Below are 16,700 nucleotides of genomic sequence, written 5' to 3' on the forward strand. Positions count from 1 at the left end.
ACCGTTCAGATCGGAGTGCCATGTCCCCCAGCGCGTCGCCCCCCGTCGTACGCGGTGAGCCGGTCCAGGTCGCCGACGGCGTCCACGTGATCCCGGACGGCCGGACGGAGCTCGTGCCGAACGTCGGCATCGTGGTCGGCGAGGAGGCCGCGCTCGTCGTCGACACGGGCCTGGGGCCGCGCAACGGCGCGTACGTCCTGGAACGGGCGCGCCGGCTGGCCGGCGGGCGGCGCCTGTACCTGACGCTCACCCACTTCCACCCCGAGCACGGCTACGGCGCGCAGGCGTTCAAGGGCGTGGCGACGATCGTCGCCCCCCGGGCGCAGCGCGACGAGCTGCGACGCAAGGGCGCCGCGTACCTCGACATGTTCCGGGGCCTCGGCCCGGCCGTCGCGGCCGAGCTGGAGGGCACCGAACTCGTCGCCCCCGACGTGGTCCACGACGGTGACGCCGCGATCGACCTCGGCGGGCACACCGCGGTGCTGCGCCCCGTCGGCCCGGCGCACACCGTGGGCGACCAGGTCGTGCTGGTCGACGACCGCGTGCTCTTCGGCGGCGACCTCCTGGAGACCCGGATCTTCCCGATCACGCCGTACTTCCCGCCGCACGACACCGACGTCGACCCGCGCCGCTGGATCGACGTCCTCGACCGCCTCGCCGCACTCGCCCCCGAGGTCGTCGTCCCCGGCCACGGGGAGGTCACTGACTCCTCGGTGATCGGCGACGTCCGCGACTACCTCACGTACGTCCGTACCGAAGCGGACCGCCTGCGCGCCGCCGGCGTCCCCGCCGACGAGGCGGCCACCGCGATCGACCGCTCCGCGCGCGACCGCTGGCCCACGTGGGAGCGCCCCGAGTGGATCACCCTGGCCGTCCGCGCCTTCTATGACGCCGCCCCCGGCCACTGAGCCCTCACGATCGCCTGGCTGTCGGCCTCAAATCCCCTACGCTGACCGGGACTTCAGTTCTCCGAGCGAGAGCGGGACGGTCTTCTATGACGGTGGGCCCCGAAGCGACAGTCGTCGCCAAGGCAGCAGGGAGCGTGCTGAAGAAGGTGTCGGACCACACTTCCGGCACACCGACATGGCCGAACATGCACGAAGCGCTGCTGGAGCTGCACGAGATCCTGAGCGACTGGTGCGAGGCCGCGAGACGGACCGGCGAGGCCCTCGGGCACCTCAGATCCCGGCACCTCACGCGCGTCACGGTGGAGCGTGAGGGAGGGACGTCCAACTCCGGGGTGCCGACGAGAATGTGGACGATGCTGGGGATCCCCGTGAAGCCGGGCTATATCGAGTCGGCGCGGCGGGACATCGACGCGGTCATGTCCCCGGCGGCCCCGCTGACCCAGCGGTGGAGCGTCACCAAGCGCCGCCAGGCCGCGCGTCGTTCGTTGCGCGGTCTGATGCGGATCTACTGCGCCGACCTTCTCGAAGAGTTCGAGGCCGCGGTGGAAGCCCGCTCCAGATGGGTGACGGATCATCGCCACAAGATCGACCGTGCCCTCAAGCAGGGGATCGACGCCGACGAGCTCGACCGCCTGATCCGTGAGACGGCCCGCAGCACTTCCCGGTTGGACGCCGTACGGGAGAAGCTGAAGCGACTGATCCAGGAGCGCTACCCGATGGGGAGCCCGGCCGGACAGAGCGGGTAGCGTCGATCACCTCGCTGATCCGGGGTTCTTGCGCTGGTTGGCATGAAAGCGTGCCTTCTTCTGGCGATTCCCGCACGTGTTCATCTCGCACCATCTGCGGGTGCGGCTCTGGCTCGTGTCGAAGAAGGCGGCCTGGCAGGTCGGTGAGGCGCACAGGGCCAGTCGTCCGGCCCGTTCACCCGAGATGATGTCGATGGCGTCGGCGGCGATCACGCTGAGGGCGTCTTCCACGCGGGAACCCGAGCTGAGCCGCCACTGCCGCGTGCCCTCGGGCGTGAGGATCGCGGCGGCCCGGCCGGCAGCGCTGCGGTCGTTGATGACGTGGACGGCCGACGCGGGCAGAGCCTCCTGGAGCGCGGCGGCCGTCGCGGCGGCGTGAATCGACTCCCTCAGTTCCCGGGCGCGGTCGAGCTGGGTGGTGGTGCAGTCGTCCACGGGGAGGCCGCTCACCGCCAGCCAGTCGACGAGTCGCTGGGGGGTGGGGATGCGCTCCACGGGGTTGCCGCGACGCTCCGTCAGGGTCGCCGTGAAGCTGGTCGCCAGCACGCTGCCGAGGCGGAATTCAGGGAACTCAACACGCATGGAACCACCTTAGCTGGTTGCATGCTGACATGATGACATGCTAGAACCGTCTTAGACGGTTCCATGATGGACAGGAGGTCTCATGCCCCCCTCGACCAGCGACGTGCACCCCTTCGAAGCCCACGCAACGGATGCCGACCTCGACGATCTGCGCGCGCGACTGGCCGCGGCGCGACTGCCGGAGGCCGAGACGGTCTCCGGCGCCGCACCCGGCCCTCGCCGGTGGGAACAGGGCGTTCCGCTCGCCGCCCTCGTCGATGTCGTGAACTACTGGCGCACCGGGTACGACTGGCGGCCGTTCGAGGAACAGCTCAACCGGATCGGCCAGTTCCGTACGACCATCGACGGTCTGGGTATCCACTTCCTGCACCGCCGATCCGCGCGCGCAGATGCCACTCCGCTGATCCTGACGCACGGCTGGCCGGACAGCGTCGTTCGCTTCATCGACATCGTGGACGAGCTGGCGGATCCGGATGACGCGGACGCGCCGGCGTTCCATGTCGTGGTCCCCTCGCTGCCGGGCTTCGGTTTCAGCGACAAGCCGACCGTCACCGGGTGGGGAACGGAAAAGATCGCGGCCGCCTGGGTGGAACTGATGGGAAGGCTCGGCTACGGCACGTTCGTCGCCCACGGCGGCGACTGGGGCGGCAACATCACCACGGTCCTCGCCGGCCGGTTCCCGGCACACGTTCTCGGCATCCACACGACGTTCGCGGAGGGGCCGCCCGGACTGACGACGGACGGGCTGACGGCGGTCGAGCGCGAGTGGGTCGAGGACACCCGCGATTTCTGGCGCCGGCGTGCGGCGTACGCGAAGCAGCAGGCGACCCGGCCGCAGACCATCGGCTACTCGCTCGTCGACTCACCGGTCGGGCTTCTCGCGTGGATCCTCGACAAGTTCGCGGAGTGGTCGGACACGGAGGACAGCCCGTTCGAGAGGATCTCTCTGGACCGCGTCCTGGACGACGTCACCCTGTACTGGCTGACCCGGACCGGTGCCTCGGCCGCCCGCCTCTATTACGAGAGTCACAACGCGCTCGACCCCGAACTCCGGGTCGACGTCCCGTCGGCACTCACCATGTATCCGCGCGACGTCGAGAAGTGCCCGCGCCCCTGGGCGCAGGAGCGGTACCGGCAGATCGTCCGGTGGGAGCTGCCCGAGAGCGGGGGACACTTCCCGTCGCTGGAGGTGCCCGAGTATTTCGTCAAAGACCTGCGAGAGGGCCTTGCGGCGGTGCTGGCCGCTCAACGTTGAGCTCTCCGCTCTTTACGGCCGAGCTCCGCCCTGCGCTTCCTGTCCGCCCGGCTGCGGGACCACCGCCGGCGACGCGGTACCCGCTGGAGGCGGCTGACCCCCGGTCGTCAGGCCCTGCTGACACTCGCGCACCTGCGGTGCGGACACACCTACGCCCAGCTCGCCGCCGGGTTCAGCGTCGGCACCACCACCGCCTACCGGCCCTCCTACTCCGGCAAACACAAGAAGCACGGCATGAACGTGCAGGTCATCACCGACCCCGCAGGGCGGCTGCTATGGGCATCCCCAGCGCTGCCCGGAGCCGTCCACGACATCAGGGCCGCGCGAACCCACGGCATCATCGACGCCCTGGACCAAACCGCCGTGGATAGCTGGGCCGACAAGGGCTACCGCGGCGCCGGCGGCACCCTCCGCCTGCCGTACTGGGGTCGGGGGGAACGCTCTCCGCAGGCCAGCAAGCCGTCAACCGCTCGCACGCGAAGATCCGCGCACTCGCCGAACAGGCGATGGCCACCCTCAAGACCTGGCGGCTTCTACGCAAACTGCGGTGCTCCACCACACGCATCACCGCACTCGTCCAAGCCATCCTCACCCTGCACCTGACCTGCCCAAACTGAGGTTGGAAAGGCTCACCGTCTAACGGCCGCCAGCTGGGCCGCGTCCCATTCCACGCCCTCCTGAAGGCGCGTGAGGGTAACCCGGGTAGCCCTGCCCCGACTGCGGATACGGAGCCGGACCGCCTGGACCGGTCCCGTAGCCGTACTGAGCGTATTGCCCTGACGGTGCGTGACCACCCGTATGCGAAGGCGGGCCGTACACGTAAGCCGTCGAATCGACGAGCGGCGGAGGAGCGGGAACCCCAGAGCCGTGTTCCGTGCCCGGGCTCCGATGGCTGTACGCAGCCACCTGACTCTGCGAATAGCCGGGCGGCCCTTGCACCGATGCAGGCACGTAAGGAACCGTTGGCCCCAGAGGTACCGGGTCCCTTGCGGCATTGAGGCCGTATGGCGTGGTGTAGTTGACGTGCCTGTCCTGGACACCTCCGGGAAAGGCGATCTCATGTTGGTCGGGATAGGACTGCCTGCCGAGTGATGCGGTTACGTCGATGCCGCCGGGCGCCGACGATTGGTAGCGAGTCACCGGAGCGTCGGGATCCCGGCTGGGGTCAAGACTGTGCGAGATGGACTGTGCACGTTCAATCATTTCGGTCGAAGGGTTCGGGTCCCGGGTAAAGCTGACCAACGAGGATTGCTGCGTGGTGTTCTGGTACGACTGCAAGCTCACCGGCAGCCTGTCGTTGTGCGGCCGAAATCCACCGGCTGCGGCGATCTGATGCGGCTCACGTCCGTCAATTCGGTAAAGCGGCTGGGAGTCTGCGCGGTATACGACTTGCCGCCCGGCGGCGGGACCGGTTCTGGCGACGATGATATCGCTCGGATGGGGTCCATACGTGCTGGATCCGTAGCCAACGGCTTGAGGTGGATTGTGACTGACGGCTCGAGGGAATCGCGAATATTGCTCAGCGAACTCCGCCGCGGAGACCACCCGGTCCATAGAGCCGTCACTGTCCTCAGGGTCGGACGCGTACCTCTGAGGGGAATAATCCCGACGATTCGACATGACCGCTTCCCTTCCATCTGTGACCGTGCGCCTGCTGACACTGCCGCGCGGGGACGTCTACCTCTGAGTACCCGCCCGGGTTACAACGGCCCCGCTGCGCGACCGGTTCACTGAGCGTTTTCCAACCTCAGTTTGGGCAGGTCAGGTGCAGGGTGAGGATGGCTTGGACGAGTGCGGTGAGGGTGGGTGCGAGGGCGGCCAGGACGTCGATGGCTTCGGCGATGTACCGGTAGGCGGTGGTGGTGCCGACGCTGAACCCGGCGGCGAGCTGGGCGTAGGTGTGTCCGCACCGCAGGTGCGCGAGTGTCAGCAGGGCCTGACGACCGGGGGTCAGCCGCCTCCAGCGGGTACCGCGTCGCCGGCGGTGGTCCCGCAGCCGGGCGGACAGGAAGCGCAGGGCGGAGCTGGACACGTCGATCCCGGACGGGTAGCAAGCACGCGAAGCCTCTGGCGGAGACGGTTCTCTTGGTCGAAAACCCATCTACCAGGGGCTTCACCGCGCTGTCAGCCCAACACCCCATCACCCACGCGAGGTTGGAAAAAGCTCAAGCCCTCGCTGTACGCCACCGGCGGCTGGTCCTCGAACCACATCAGCGTCAGCATGCTCTCCATGAGTGGATGAGACCCGAGGCCGAACGGCAGCACGTGCACGCGCACCCCTCGACCTCGGAAAGTCCGACGAGGTGCGTGATCTGATCGGCCATGGTGTCGGGGCCCGCCGACCGGGCGTCGCAGCACCGCCTCGTCCAGTAGCGCCCACACTACGGGGCTTGCCGGATCGTCGAGCAACTGCGCGCGGTTGATGCGATTCCCAGGCTCGCACGGGCGTATGCCTCTGTCCGGAGGATGCCCGGGACGAAACTCAGACCGAATTCCCGGATCATCGTTGCCTGTTTCTCGAGTTGCCGTGCCGCCTCGAAGAATTCGGCGACTGCCGCGTCCTCGTCCGGCAGGAAGCTGGTCAGCACGTCTCCCGTGCCCAGTACCTTGTCCAACCGCCGCGCGTCGTTTCTGGAGGGTGTGCGGCGGCCCGCTTCGATGTGGGCGATGTGCGAGCGGGTCATCAGCGCTATGTCCGCCTCCCGTCTCACTCTGTAAGCGGATCGCTACACAGCGACGTCCGTGCGGCTCGGCTGCACGAGAGACCCCAGGAGTTGACGACATGCGCGACCGTACGGCCTCCGTCATGCGGCTGTTGCCGTGGAACTCGCCGGAGGGCAAGCCCTGCTATCTCCTCGGGGGCGGGTCCGGCTACGTCTCCCGGGTTGCGGACGACATCGAGCGGGTGCAGCTCAAGATGGCGGTCGAACTTCTGGGCCACGCCGGCGGCATGCCCGATGACGACGCGACCACTCTCCCGGAGTTCCGCTACCTCGTGGCGCGCATGGCCGAGTCGTTGACCGACGTACACCGGGTCGCCGAGAGCCGCGGCGCCCGGATCCCCGCGCCCCACGACGACGACCAGTAGCACGCGCCCCGCTGGTGCGGTGACCACATACCCCGGTCAACCTGAGCTGTCACCGCACTACCCTGGTGCCGGAACGCGGACGGAGGCGCGGACTCAGATGAGCAAGACCGATCCGCACATTCACGTAGAGCAGAAGGTGGTGCAGGCCGGCTCCGACGTCCGCAACCTGATCGTGTCGACGTTGGGCCGCGTGCCCGACGCACCAAGCGTCGTCACCACCGGTTGCGGACAGCAGGTGCCCTACGCCATGACCTCTGCCCGTCCGGAACGTGTCACGTGCCTCGCCTGTCGGGAACATGCTCACCGGGAGTACCTGCGCTTTGCCGACCAGGTCGAGAGCCTGAGCCGGATGCCCGGTACGACCATCACCGGTGACCAGGCGGCCACGGCCGTGACACGGCTTCGGGACCTCGCGGTGAGGTTCTCTGCCTGAGGCGCTGTGAACGCATCGGTTCGCCGGGTTGTCACCGCATGTCCAACCGCCACGACCACCGACCCGGCGAACCTGCGCGGTCACCGCACTTAGCCGCACCGGGCCGGGGGTTTCGCGTCCTCCGCGGGCGTGCGGTACGCCCTCAGCGGGGAGTTGGCGGCGGCCGTCGCCGCTATCGCCGCCACCGCCGCCAGGCCGCCCGTCACCAGGGAGACCGTCGCGGAGGTGGCGGAGGCGACGAGGCCGCCGCGGAAGTTGCCGAGTTCCGGGCCCGCCACGCCTATGACGTGCTCGACCGACGAGACCCGGCCCCGGTAGGCGTCCGGGGTTTCGAGCTGGACCAGGGCGCTGCGGGTGATGACGGAGACCGTGTCGGCCGCGCCCGCGACGGCGAGGCAGGCGAGAGCCAGCCAGAGAGGGCCCGCCAGGCCGAAGGAGGCGAGGGCCAGGCCCCAGACGGTGGCTGCCGTCAGTTGGACCAGGCCGCCGCGGCGGACGCGGGTGACCGTGCCGGAGAGCAGGCCCGCCGTGATGCCGCCGACCGCGACGGCCGAGAGGAACAGGCCGAGGGTCTGCGGGTTGCCGCCGAAGCGGGCCTCGTTGACGAGGGGGAAGAGCGCGATGGGCATCGCGAGGAGGGTGGCGGACAGGTCGGTGGCCAGCGAGCCCCACAGCGTGGGGCGGGCGAGGACGATGCGCCAGCCGCCGCGTTCCGCCCGGCGTCTGCCGCCCTTGGCCCGTACGCCCTCGGGGGGCATCGCGGGGAGGCGGAGGACCGCGAGCATCGCGACGGCGATGGCGGCGGCCTGGGTGGCGTACGCGGCGGGCAGGCCCCACCGGGCGATGATCAGGCCGGCCGTGGCGGGTCCCGCGAGCATGGCCGCCTGGAAGGAGACGTTGTTCAGCGCGAGGCCCGCCGCGACCTGGTCGGCCGGGAGCAGGCGGACCGGGAAGGTGCGCCGGGCGGGGGCGCCGAGGGCGGCGAAGGCCGTGGCGCACGCCACCAGGGCGAGGAGGAGGACGACGTTGGTGTTGTCCGCCAGCGCCTGGGTGCACAGGGCGCCCGCGGCCAGCAACTGGCCCGCGGTCGTGGCCCGTACGAGCGCGCGGCGGTCGACGGTGTCCGCGAGGGTGCCGCCGAGGAGGCCGAACAGGATCATCGGCAGTCCGGTGGCCAGGCCGATGGCGCCGGTGCCGACGGGGCTGCCCGTCAGGTCCCAGACCTGGGCGAGGACGGCGACGAGGGTGATCTGCGCGCCGAGTTGGGAGGCCGAGGTGCCTGCCCACAGGGCGCGGAACGCAGGACTGCCGCGCAGCGGGCGGGTGTCGAGGAAGCGGACGCGCCGGCTCATCGGGGTGGCTCGGCGAGGTGCTGCTCGATGCGTGCGCGCATCGACCGGCGCGCCAGCGCCTGCTGGACGTCCTCCACGACCGCGGGCATCGCGTACGGCAGTTCGCCGTTCAGCTCGGTGACCGCCGCGTGGGTCGCGCGCCACTCCGCCTCCAGGAACGGCACGAGCGACCGGCCGCGCTCGGTGAGGTCGATCCGCCGGGTGCGGGCGTCGGGTCCCGGCTCGGAGGTGACCAGGTCCTCCTTGCGCATCGCGGCGACGGTCTGGCTGACCGCGGAGTGCGAGCGGTGCAGGGACTCCGCGAGCTCGCGGATGGTCAGGGGTCCGGTGTGGGCGAGCCGGATCAGCGGATACGCGAACCGGGGGCGTACGCCCTCGATGCCGCGGTCGGCGTAGACCTGCTCGATCTCGGCGTCGAGGGAGGCCAGCAGCGCGTGGAGGGATTGCCAGGGGTCGGGCAGCTTGGTGGGATCCGGAGATGTCACAGCGCTAATATAACAGCGCTGTCGTAATTAGTGAGGCGCGTGTCTGTCGCGGAAGGCGCCCGGGGGCAGGCCCACCCGGCGGGTGAACAGGCGGGTGAAGTGGCCCGGGTCGGCGTAGCCGACGCGGCGGGCGATGGCCGCCACCTTGAGGTCCGTGGTGGCGAGGAGGTTCTTGGCGGTGTTCAGGCGGGTGCCGAGGACGAAGTCCTTCGGGCTGCACCCGGCCGTGTACTGGATCTCCTCGCGCAGCTCGGCCGGCGGGAGCGACAGCCTGCGGGCGTGCTCGGTCACGGTGAGGGGGAGGTGGGCGGCGCGGGCCAGTTCCTCGGCGACGGGCGGCTGGGGCGGCGGGTCGGCGCGGGAGTGGCGCAGGGTGGCGAGGAGTTCGTGGAGGGCGGCGGCGGAGGTGGCGTCGTAGGCCGGCTCGGTCTCGTTGCAGACGGTGGCGAGCTTGCGGATCGTACGACGCGCGGGGGCGCCCGTGGTGAGGGGGACGACCGCCTCCTCCGGGGCGGGGACGAGGCCGCGCAGGGTGCAGGCGGCGACGGCGGGGCCCGTGAAGCCGGCGAAGGCCACCGTCCAGCCGGGCTTTCCGGGCCCGTAGCGGTGCGGGACGCCCGGCAGCAGCCACAGCAGCGTCGGGGCGCCCACGTGCACGCGCTCCCGCCCGCCCCCGGAGAACCAGCCGGAGCCCGCCAGCAGGACCAGCGCGACGTGGTGCTCCACCACCCGCGGCCCCACGGCGCGCGGCGGCACGTCCTGGACGCCGAGGTCCGTGCACCACAGGCCCGCGGGCCGCCCTGCCGCCGTCGGCACCGGCCGCCGCCGCCACCGCTCGCGGCGCTCTGACCCCGGGGCCCAGTCGGTGTTCCCGACGTCGAGCCGCGCAACGCTGCCCATGCCTCTCCCGTACGGACTCGGTGACCGGTTCCGCAGGGGAAGAGCGCGGGCGGGGCCGGCCGTCCCGCGGCTTTGCCGGTGCTTTACCAAGCCGCGGGCTGCCGTTCGTCAGTAGCCGAAGGCGGGGCCCCGGTAGAAGAAGCGGAGCGAGGGCGTGGCCTCGTAGTTCGCGGTCGTGCCGATGTCCGGGGCGTGCGGGCGGCCTTCGGCGGCGGCGCGCCAGTCGTCGAGGCCGAGGAACTGCCCGGAGGAGTCCCGCTGGGTGAAGACGACCTTGTCGTCGCCGTCGAGGAAGTACTTCCAGTGGGCGGTGGCGGCGTCGGACGCGCAGGCGCCCGGCTGCTGGCGGACCGGGGCGCCGTCGGCGTCGGTGCCGGAGTGGGTGAGGCACATGCCGGTCGCGTGGTTGCGGAGGCGTACCTCCTGGACGGGGGGCAGGGAGACGAGGAGTTCCCACTGCTGGCTGCGGGTGCCGTCGCAGTCGGCCTCGTACGGCTGGGCGCCCGCGGCGGCGGCGATGTCCATGCAGCGGCCTGTCGCGGCGACGGGCAGGGTGGTGCGGTCGTCGGCGGGCGGGGACCAGTCGGGCGGGGGGCCGGTCTCGGCGTCGCCGGCGGGCGGCGCGCCCGAGGCGGTCGGTTTGCGGTCCGGGTCGCCCTTCGCGTCGCCGTCGTCGGCCGCGCCGGCCTCGGGTCCGCCGGTGCGGTCGGCGGAGGCGGTGGGCGGCGGGTCGTCCGGGTCGTCCTCCCCGTCCTCGCGTGCCGGGTTGCTCCGCTCCGCGGTGGGGGTGGGGGCCGCGGTCGTCGCGGTGGGGACGGGCTGGGGCGGGGGGTCGCCGCCGCCCGGGAGGGTGGTGTAGCCGGTGACGACGACGGCGAGCACGGCGGCGCCGACGGAGGCGGCCTTGACGGCGGCGGCGAGCCCGCTGGACGCGGCGGCGCCGGATGCTCCGCCGGCGGAGACGGACGCGGAGGTGGAGGCGGAGGTGGAACCGAGGGTCGCGACGGCGCCGTGCGCACCGCCGGTGCCTGCGCCGCCCGCGGCCGCGCCCGCCTCGGCCACCTCGCCGCCGGGCGCCGCGGTGCCACCGGCGGCCCCCGCCGTCGCGGCGTCCGCGGTACCCGCCGCTCCCGCGGCCGTGGGGTCCGAGGCGCCGTTGGCGCCGGGCGTCCCCGCCCCCGTACCCGGCGTCGAACCCTCCGCGCCTGTACCCGGCGCTCCCGTATCCAGCGCCGCACCCGCCTCCCCCGAACCCGGCGCACCCTCCGGTCCGCCCACCCCGTACGACGCCCCCGCCCACAGCAGCAGGCTCGCCGGCAGCGCCGCGGCCAGCGAGCCGTTCAGCTCCCGCAGCTCCGCGCTCGTCCGCCGGCACCGCCGGCACACCGCCAAGTGGTGCTCCAGCCCCCGCTGTCCGCGCCGCCGGCCCCCGCGCCGTACCGACGCGGCCAGCAGCCCCGTGTAGTGCCGGCACTCCGCCGGCGCCCCGGCGTCCCCCGCGCGCTCCGCCAGGTACGCCTCGCGCAGCCCCTCCCGCGCCCGCGCCGTGAGCGACGCGACGCCGCTCGTCGTCAGGCCCAGCAGCGGCGCGATGCGGTCCGGCGACTCGCCCTCGACCGCCGAGTGCCACAGCGCCGTCTGCCACCGCTCCGGCAGGCTGCGGAACGCGCGCAGCACCAGGTTCGCGTCCTCCCTGCGCAGCGTGCCCTCCTCGCTGCTCTCCACCGTCGGCGCCCGCGTCAGCCAGCTCTCGAAGTCGGGGGACAGCTCGGTGCGCCGGGCCGTACGGGACCACGCGGCCGCGGTACGCCGGACGGTCGCCAGCAGGTACGGCCGCCACGGTCCGTCGGGCCCGCTGCCGCCGCGTACCGCCCGCAGGGCCCCGGCGAACGCCTCCGACGCGAGGTCCTCCGCGGTGTGCGGGTCGCGCGTGCAACTGCGCGCGTACGCGAGGACGGCGGCGCGGTGCCGCCGGTACAGCTCGTCGAGCGCCGCGTCGGCGGCGCCGGGCGGCGCGGCGCGGACCCGGGCGGTCAGGTCGGCGTCGGCGGTCGGGGTCTCGGACATGGCGGTCATTCCATGAGGGGGAGAAGGGCGGAGGAACGCTTGTCAGGCGGAGAGCGGGCTACGGGCGGCCCGTCCCGCGACGATGCGAATCCGTTATGCGGCCGGGGAGTTCACCGGGACAGAAGTGCAAGTGCCCGCGGTGACCGGGGACTTGGTCCGCCATGTGACGTGTGTAATTTTACATGGCACCAAAGTCTCGTGTGCATGACAGCACTCGGCACCCACTCGGAGGCTCACGTGATAGCCAAACCCCCCACGGCGAGAACGGGGTTCACCCTGCTGATCGCCGCCCTCGTCATGTGTCTGGGAGCGGCGTACGCCCTCGTCGTCCCCGCCGGCGCCACCGCGGCGCCGGACCGGGCCCCCGCGCCCGTATCGGCCCTCGCGCCCAGCCCGGCCACCCCCGACGCGATCGCCGCCGGCCTCGCGCCCGCCGACCCGGCGACGACCGCCGAGCCGAAGGCGGAGGCCACCCTCCTCCCGCCCGTGGCGGCCACCGCCGACGCCGCCGCGCGCAAGCTGGCCCGTACCGCGGCCGGGCCCGGGGAAGCTGCCTGCAACGTCGCCGATTTCACCTCCAAGACCGGCGCCGCGCTGGTCGACCAGATCAAGGCGTCGGAGACGGCCTGCGTCAACACGCTGTTCGGCGTCACCGGTGCCGACGCCCGCGCGCTCTTCCAGGAGTCGCAGATGGTCACGGTGGCCAACGCCTACCGCGACACCGCCTCGTCGTACCAGGGCGACAACAGCGCGTCGATCACCCAGATCGTGCTGTACCTGCGCGCCGGCTACTACGTGCAGTACGGCGATCCCGACGGCGTCGGCGAGTACGGCCCGGCGCTCAAGAGCGCCGTCCAGGGCGGCCTGGACGCCTTCTTCGCCTCGCCCCGCGCGTACGACGTGACGGAGGCCAACGGCGAGACGCTGTCCGAGTCGGTCGTCCTGATCGACAGCGCCGTGGAGAACGCCCGCTACCTCGACGTGGTCAAGAAGCTGCTGACCGGCTACGACTCCTCGTACGACGAGTTCTGGTGGATGGTCAACGCCGTCAACAGCACCTACACCGTGATCTTCCGCGGCAACTGGGTGCCCGAGTTCATCGACGCCGTGGCCGCCGACCAGAGCCTGCTCGCCCTTCTGCGGGACTTCGCCGTGAAACACAAGGACCTCGTCGGCACCGACAAGCAGTTCCTCGCCACCAACGCCGGCCGCGAACTGGGCCGCTTCCTCCAGCACGACCAGCTCCGCGAGGCGGTCCGCCCGCTGGCCAGGGAGCTGCTCGACGCCACCTCCCTCGACGACCCCGCCACCGCCGCGCTGTGGGTCGGCGTCGCCGAGATGACGGACGCCTTCGACAAGGAGAACTGCGACTTCTTCGGCACGTGCAACCTCCAGGAGCGCGTGCGTCAGGCGGTGCTGCCGGTCACGCACACGTGTGCCGACAGCCTGGAGATCGTGGCGCAGAAGCTGACCGACGAGCAGCTCGCGCAGTCCTGCACGAGCATGCTCGGGCAGGACGAGTTCTTCCACGGCGTGGCCAAGGACAGCGGGCCGGTGGCGGACGACCACAACACCAAACTGGAGGTCGTCGCCTTCGACTCCAGCCTCGACTACCGGACCTACGCCGGCGTCGTCTTCGGCATCGACACCAACAACGGCGGCATGTACCTGGAGGGCGACCCGGCGCAGGAAGGCAACCTGCCGCGCTTCATCGCCTACCGCGCGGAGTGGGCCGACGAGTTCGAGATATGGAACCTCAACCACGAGTACACGCACTACCTCGACGGCCGGTTCAACATGTACGGCGACTTCGCGGAGAACATGAAGACCCCGACCGTCATGTGGATCGAGGGCTTCGCCGAGTACGTCAGCTACGCGTACCGCGACCTCCCCAACGAGGACGCGATCGCCGAGGCGGGGAACAACACCTACGCCCTCAGCACGCTCTTCGGCACCACCTACGAGAACGCCGACTCCACCCGCATCTACCAGTGGGGTTACCTCGCGGTCCGCTACCTCCTCCAGTCCCACCCGGAGGACGTCGCCGCGCTGCTGGGCCACTACCGCACCGGTGACTGGGAGGCCGCGCGCACGCTGCTGACCGGCACCATCGGCAACCGCTACGACGCCGACTTCGCCGCCTGGCTGAGCAGGTGCGCGGCCGGCGACTGCGGCACAGCCGCGGCGCGCTAGCCCTCGATGATCCGATGCCCCGTCCGCGACCCGGCGGGCGGGGCACCGCCGCGCGTGGCTTCAGCGCCGGGAGCGGCGCAGGAACTGGTCGAGGGTGACGGCGGTGAGGATCAGCAGGCCCTCGATCGCCTGCTTGTACGTCGGGTTCCAGCCCAGCAGGTTGAAGCCGTTCGAGATCAGGCCCAGCAGCAACACCCCGATCAGCGTGCGCCAGATCGTGCCCTCGCCGCCGAGGATGCTCGTGCCGCCGATGATGACCGCGGCGATCGCGGTGAGTTCCAGCAGCGTCCCCGTGCTGGCCTGCGCCGAGCCGCTGCGGGTCGCCGTCACCAGGCCCGCGAGGCCCGCGCAGGTCCCGCTCAGCGCGAGGGTGACCACCCGCACGACGCCCGTTCTGACCCCCGACAGCCGGGCCGCCTCCGGGTTCCCGCCGACCGCGTAGATGCTGCGGCCCAGCGTCGTACGGGACTGGAGGAGCCAGCACGCCGCCGCCACCCCGAGGAACAGCAGCGAGGGTGCCGTCACGTCGGCGAGGACCGTGGGGCTGCTCAACTCGGCGAAGGAGTCGAGCTGGTCGGCGTGCGGGTACACGATCGCGCCGCCGGTGAGGATCACGGCCAGGCCGCGGTAGACGATGCTCAGCGCCAGCGTCGCGATGAACGAGTGCACCCGGGAGACGACGGTGACCAGCCCCGTCACCGTGCCCATCAGCGCGCCCGTGGCGACCGCCGCCGCGTAGCCCGCCGGGACGCCCGCGGCGCGCGTGGTCTCCACAGCGACGATCGCGCTGACGGCGAGGACCGCGCTGACCGACAGGTCGAACATCCCGCACGTGATGCAGAGGGTCAGCCCGCACGCCAACAGGCCGATCACCACCGCCTGGTCGAGGACGTTCACGAGGTTGCCCGAGGTCAGGAACGTGTCCGTGGAGAGCGAGAGGGCCGCCGCGAGCAGCAGCGGGGCGGCCACGATCCCGTAGTCGCGGATCTCCAGCCCGCCGCGGGGCGCGGGGGGACGGCTCATCGCAGGCCCGCCAGCGCCAGTACGTCCCGCGCGTCCGCCGTCCCCCGCGCGAACTCCCCCGCCACCCGTCCCTCCCGCATCACCAGCACCCGGTGCGCCAGCCCCAGCACCTCGTCGATGTCCGACGACGCGACGAGCACCGCCACCCCCTCCGCCGCCGACTCCGCCAGCAGCCGGTGGATCTGCGTGCGCGCCGCCACGTCCACGCCGCGGGTCGGCTCGTCCGCCAGCAGCAGCCGCGGGCGGCGGATCAGCCACTTGCCGAAGAGCGACTTCTGCTGGTTGCCCCCCGACAGCGTCCACGCCGGGCGGTCCAGTCCGGCCCCGCGGATGTCCAGTTGGTCCGCCGCCGCGCCGGTCGTCCGGCGCTCCGCGTCCCGTCGTACGAAGCCCAGCCGGCGCCTGTCCGCCAGGCTGGCCAGCGCCAGGTTCTCGGCGGTGGACCGGACGAGGACGAGCCCCTGGTCCGCGCGCGACGCCGGGATCAGGCCGGCGCCCAGCGCCATCGCGCCGGTGACGCCGGTGACGCGGCGGCCCCCGACCGTCACCTCGCCGCCGTCGCGGCGGTCCGCGCCGAAGACCGCGCGCAGCGTCTCCGTACGGCCGCTGCCCGCAAGCCCCGCCAGGCCGACGATCTCGCCCGCCCGCACCTCAAGGCTCACGTCGCGGACCGTGCGCCCGCGCGACAGCCCCCGCACGGCGAGCACCACCGGCGCGTCCGCGGGCACCGGCGCGGGCTCGGGGTAGAGGGTCGCGACTGGTGTGCCCACCATGTCGCGCAGCAGGTCCTGCGGCGTCGTCCCGGCCGCGGGCACGGTCGTCACGCGCCGCCCGTCGCGCAGCACGGTGACGGTGTCGCAGGTGGCGATCACCTCGTCCAGGCGGTGCGAGATGAGCACGAAGGCGATGCCCGCGTCGGCGGCCAGCCGCCGCACGGTGGCGAGCAGCCGGGCTGCGTCGGCCTCGGCGAGCGCGGCGGTCGGCTCGTCGAGGACGACGAGGCGGGCGTCGTGCGCGAGTGCGCGGAGGAACTCGACCTGCTGGCGGGCGGGGAACGGCAGGTCGCCGGCGCGGGTGTACGGATCCGGGGCGCGGGCGGCGTACGGGGCGGCGGTGTCGGCGCCCTGGGTGCTCGCGTCCTTGGCGCCGGCCTCGGCGGTGTCCGCCTGAGTGGTGCCTGCCTCAGTGGTGTCCGCCTCGGTGCTGCCCGCGACGGCGCCGTACGAGCCCGCGCCCTCCGCGCCGCCGCCGTCTCGACCCGCCGGGTCCCCCCACCCCGTACGCGCCACCAACTCCCCGTACCGGCGCCTCTCCGCGGCCCCGTCCCGCAGCCCGTACCGCCGGCTCGGCGTCCCCAGCAGCACGTTGTCCAGCACGCTCAGCCCCGGGACCACCGTCCCCTCCTGGGTGACCAGTACGATCCCCGCCCCCAGCGCGTCCCGGGGGCCGCGTATCCGGATCTCGCGCCCGTCCACCAGGACCCGCCCCCGGTCCGCCCGCGCCGCCCCGCACAGCACCCGGGCCAGCGTGCTCTTGCCCGCGCCGTTCTCGCCCACGAGCCCGTGCACCCGGCCCGCGCGCAGGCTCAGGGACACGTCGTGGAGGACCGGCGTCCCGCCGTAGCTCTTGCCGATCCGGTCGAGCGCGACGTGCATGCCGCGGGCCGCC

At 72.2% G+C, this 16,700-nt stretch carries 13 protein-coding genes and 3 pseudogenes; 7 read left to right on the forward strand and 9 right to left on the reverse strand.

Annotation, left to right across the window (positions count from 1 at the left end; translation table 11 throughout):
* The first annotated feature begins 20 nt into the window (after nt 1–20).
* Together O7599_RS22015 and O7599_RS22020 are read left to right on the forward strand one after the other, a co-directional pair.
* On the forward strand, nt 21–908 hold the full coding sequence (locus tag O7599_RS22015) for an MBL fold metallo-hydrolase (RefSeq protein WP_281617323.1): 888 nt from the start codon (nt 21–23) through the stop codon (nt 906–908).
* An 86-nt stretch (nt 909–994) separates the two neighbouring features.
* Nucleotides 995–1,654: a hypothetical protein gene (locus O7599_RS22020; RefSeq protein WP_281617324.1), complete on the forward strand. Its 660-nt coding sequence runs from the start codon at nt 995–997 to the stop codon at nt 1,652–1,654.
* A gap of 6 nt (nt 1,655–1,660) precedes the next feature.
* Here O7599_RS22020 and O7599_RS22025 read toward each other — a convergent pair whose 3' ends face one another.
* The gene (locus O7599_RS22025; protein WP_281617325.1) at nt 1,661–2,236 is read right to left on the reverse strand and encodes a CGNR zinc finger domain-containing protein; all 576 of its coding nucleotides are present in this window, start codon (nt 2,234–2,236) and stop codon (nt 1,661–1,663) included.
* Between the two features lie 82 nt (nt 2,237–2,318).
* Here O7599_RS22025 and O7599_RS22030 point away from each other — a divergent pair, with 82 nt between their 5' ends.
* Both O7599_RS22030 and O7599_RS22035 read left to right on the forward strand, forming a co-directional pair.
* Nucleotides 2,319–3,491, forward strand: a complete 1,173-nt coding sequence (locus O7599_RS22030; protein ID WP_281617326.1) for an epoxide hydrolase — start codon at nt 2,319–2,321, stop codon at nt 3,489–3,491.
* A 30-nt stretch (nt 3,492–3,521) separates the two neighbouring features.
* A pseudogene (locus tag O7599_RS22035) lies at nt 3,522–4,108 on the forward strand (transposase family protein).
* A gap of 1,181 nt (nt 4,109–5,289) precedes the next feature.
* Here O7599_RS22035 and O7599_RS22040 read toward each other — a convergent pair.
* Together O7599_RS22040 and O7599_RS36915 are read right to left on the reverse strand one after the other, a co-directional pair.
* A pseudogene (locus tag O7599_RS22040) lies at nt 5,290–5,592 on the reverse strand (transposase family protein); the annotation flags it as partial.
* A 115-nt stretch (nt 5,593–5,707) separates the two neighbouring features.
* A pseudogene (locus O7599_RS36915) lies at nt 5,708–6,175 on the reverse strand (Scr1 family TA system antitoxin-like transcriptional regulator).
* A 98-nt stretch (nt 6,176–6,273) separates the two neighbouring features.
* On the opposite strand from O7599_RS36915, the gene O7599_RS22050 reads away from it, so the two are divergent.
* Both O7599_RS22050 and O7599_RS22055 read left to right on the forward strand, forming a co-directional pair.
* Nucleotides 6,274–6,579, forward strand: coding sequence for a hypothetical protein (locus O7599_RS22050; RefSeq protein ID WP_281617327.1), 306 nt, complete (start codon nt 6,274–6,276; stop codon nt 6,577–6,579).
* Nucleotides 6,580–6,676: 97 nt separating this feature from the next.
* Nucleotides 6,677–7,012, forward strand: coding sequence for a hypothetical protein (locus O7599_RS22055; protein WP_281617328.1), 336 nt, complete (start codon nt 6,677–6,679; stop codon nt 7,010–7,012).
* Nucleotides 7,013–7,101: 89 nt separating this feature from the next.
* Here the strand turns inward: O7599_RS22055 and O7599_RS22060 are convergent, their stop codons facing one another.
* The 4 genes from O7599_RS22060 to O7599_RS22075 all read right to left on the reverse strand — a co-directional run bounded on the left by O7599_RS22060 (nt 7,102) and on the right by O7599_RS22075 (nt 11,816).
* Nucleotides 7,102–8,364 carry an MFS transporter gene (locus O7599_RS22060; RefSeq protein WP_281617329.1) on the reverse strand — a complete coding sequence of 421 codons (1,263 nt, stop codon included), beginning with the start codon at nt 8,362–8,364 and terminating at the stop codon, nt 7,102–7,104.
* Nucleotides 8,361–8,849: a MarR family transcriptional regulator gene (locus tag O7599_RS22065; protein ID WP_281617330.1), complete on the reverse strand. Its 489-nt coding sequence runs from the start codon at nt 8,847–8,849 to the stop codon at nt 8,361–8,363. The genes O7599_RS22060 and O7599_RS22065 overlap by 4 nt, the downstream gene beginning before the upstream one ends.
* Nucleotides 8,850–8,876: 27 nt before the next feature.
* Entirely contained in the window at nt 8,877–9,749 is an 873-nt protein-coding gene (locus tag O7599_RS22070; RefSeq protein ID WP_281617331.1) for an AraC family transcriptional regulator, read from the reverse strand.
* Nucleotides 9,750–9,857: 108 nt separating this feature from the next.
* Complete coding sequence (locus tag O7599_RS22075; protein ID WP_281617332.1) at nt 9,858–11,816, reverse strand: sigma-70 family RNA polymerase sigma factor; 1,959 nt, start codon at nt 11,814–11,816, stop codon at nt 9,858–9,860.
* A gap of 297 nt (nt 11,817–12,113) precedes the next feature.
* Between O7599_RS22075 and O7599_RS22080 the strand changes: the two genes are divergently transcribed.
* Nucleotides 12,114–14,009 (forward strand): collagenase, encoded by a 1,896-nt coding sequence (locus tag O7599_RS22080; RefSeq protein ID WP_281623471.1) that lies wholly within the window; start codon nt 12,114–12,116, stop codon nt 14,007–14,009.
* 60 nt (nt 14,010–14,069) lie between these two features.
* On the opposite strand, the gene O7599_RS22085 is transcribed toward O7599_RS22080, so the two are convergent.
* Together O7599_RS22085 and O7599_RS22090 are read right to left on the reverse strand one after the other, a co-directional pair.
* Nucleotides 14,070–15,032: an ABC transporter permease gene (locus O7599_RS22085; RefSeq protein ID WP_281617333.1), complete on the reverse strand. Its 963-nt coding sequence runs from the start codon at nt 15,030–15,032 to the stop codon at nt 14,070–14,072.
* Complete coding sequence (locus O7599_RS22090) at nt 15,029–16,687, reverse strand: sugar ABC transporter ATP-binding protein (RefSeq protein ID WP_281617334.1); 1,659 nt, start codon at nt 16,685–16,687, stop codon at nt 15,029–15,031. Before O7599_RS22090 ends, O7599_RS22085 begins: the two co-directional genes overlap by 4 nt.
* Nucleotides 16,688–16,700: the final 13 nt, after the last annotated feature.

The organism is Streptomyces sp. WMMC500 (assembly GCF_027497195.1).
Classification (GTDB): Bacteria; Actinomycetota; Actinomycetes; order Streptomycetales; family Streptomycetaceae; genus Streptomyces.

What these genes read in the sequence shown, in the direction of transcription:
- O7599_RS22015 (WP_281617323.1), top strand. Translation starts at nt 21, where the DNA reads ATGTCCCCCAGCGCGTCGCCCCCCGTCGTACGCGGTGAGCCGGTCCAG.
- O7599_RS22020 (WP_281617324.1), top strand. Translation starts at nt 995, where the DNA reads ATGACGGTGGGCCCCGAAGCGACAGTCGTCGCCAAGGCAGCAGGGAGC.
- O7599_RS22025 (WP_281617325.1), bottom strand. Translation starts at nt 2,236, where the DNA reads ATGCGTGTTGAGTTCCCTGAATTCCGCCTCGGCAGCGTGCTGGCGACC.
- O7599_RS22030 (WP_281617326.1), top strand. Translation starts at nt 2,319, where the DNA reads ATGCCCCCCTCGACCAGCGACGTGCACCCCTTCGAAGCCCACGCAACG.
- O7599_RS22050 (WP_281617327.1), top strand. Translation starts at nt 6,274, where the DNA reads ATGCGCGACCGTACGGCCTCCGTCATGCGGCTGTTGCCGTGGAACTCG.
- O7599_RS22055 (WP_281617328.1), top strand. Translation starts at nt 6,677, where the DNA reads ATGAGCAAGACCGATCCGCACATTCACGTAGAGCAGAAGGTGGTGCAG.
- O7599_RS22060 (WP_281617329.1), bottom strand. Translation starts at nt 8,364, where the DNA reads ATGAGCCGGCGCGTCCGCTTCCTCGACACCCGCCCGCTGCGCGGCAGT.
- O7599_RS22070 (WP_281617331.1), bottom strand. Translation starts at nt 9,749, where the DNA reads ATGGGCAGCGTTGCGCGGCTCGACGTCGGGAACACCGACTGGGCCCCG.
- O7599_RS22075 (WP_281617332.1), bottom strand. Translation starts at nt 11,816, where the DNA reads ATGTCCGAGACCCCGACCGCCGACGCCGACCTGACCGCCCGGGTCCGC.
- O7599_RS22080 (WP_281623471.1), top strand. Translation starts at nt 12,114, where the DNA reads ATGTGTCTGGGAGCGGCGTACGCCCTCGTCGTCCCCGCCGGCGCCACC.
- O7599_RS22085 (WP_281617333.1), bottom strand. Translation starts at nt 15,032, where the DNA reads ATGAGCCGTCCCCCCGCGCCCCGCGGCGGGCTGGAGATCCGCGACTAC.
- O7599_RS22090 (WP_281617334.1), bottom strand. Translation starts at nt 16,687, where the DNA reads ATGCACGTCGCGCTCGACCGGATCGGCAAGAGCTACGGCGGGACGCCG.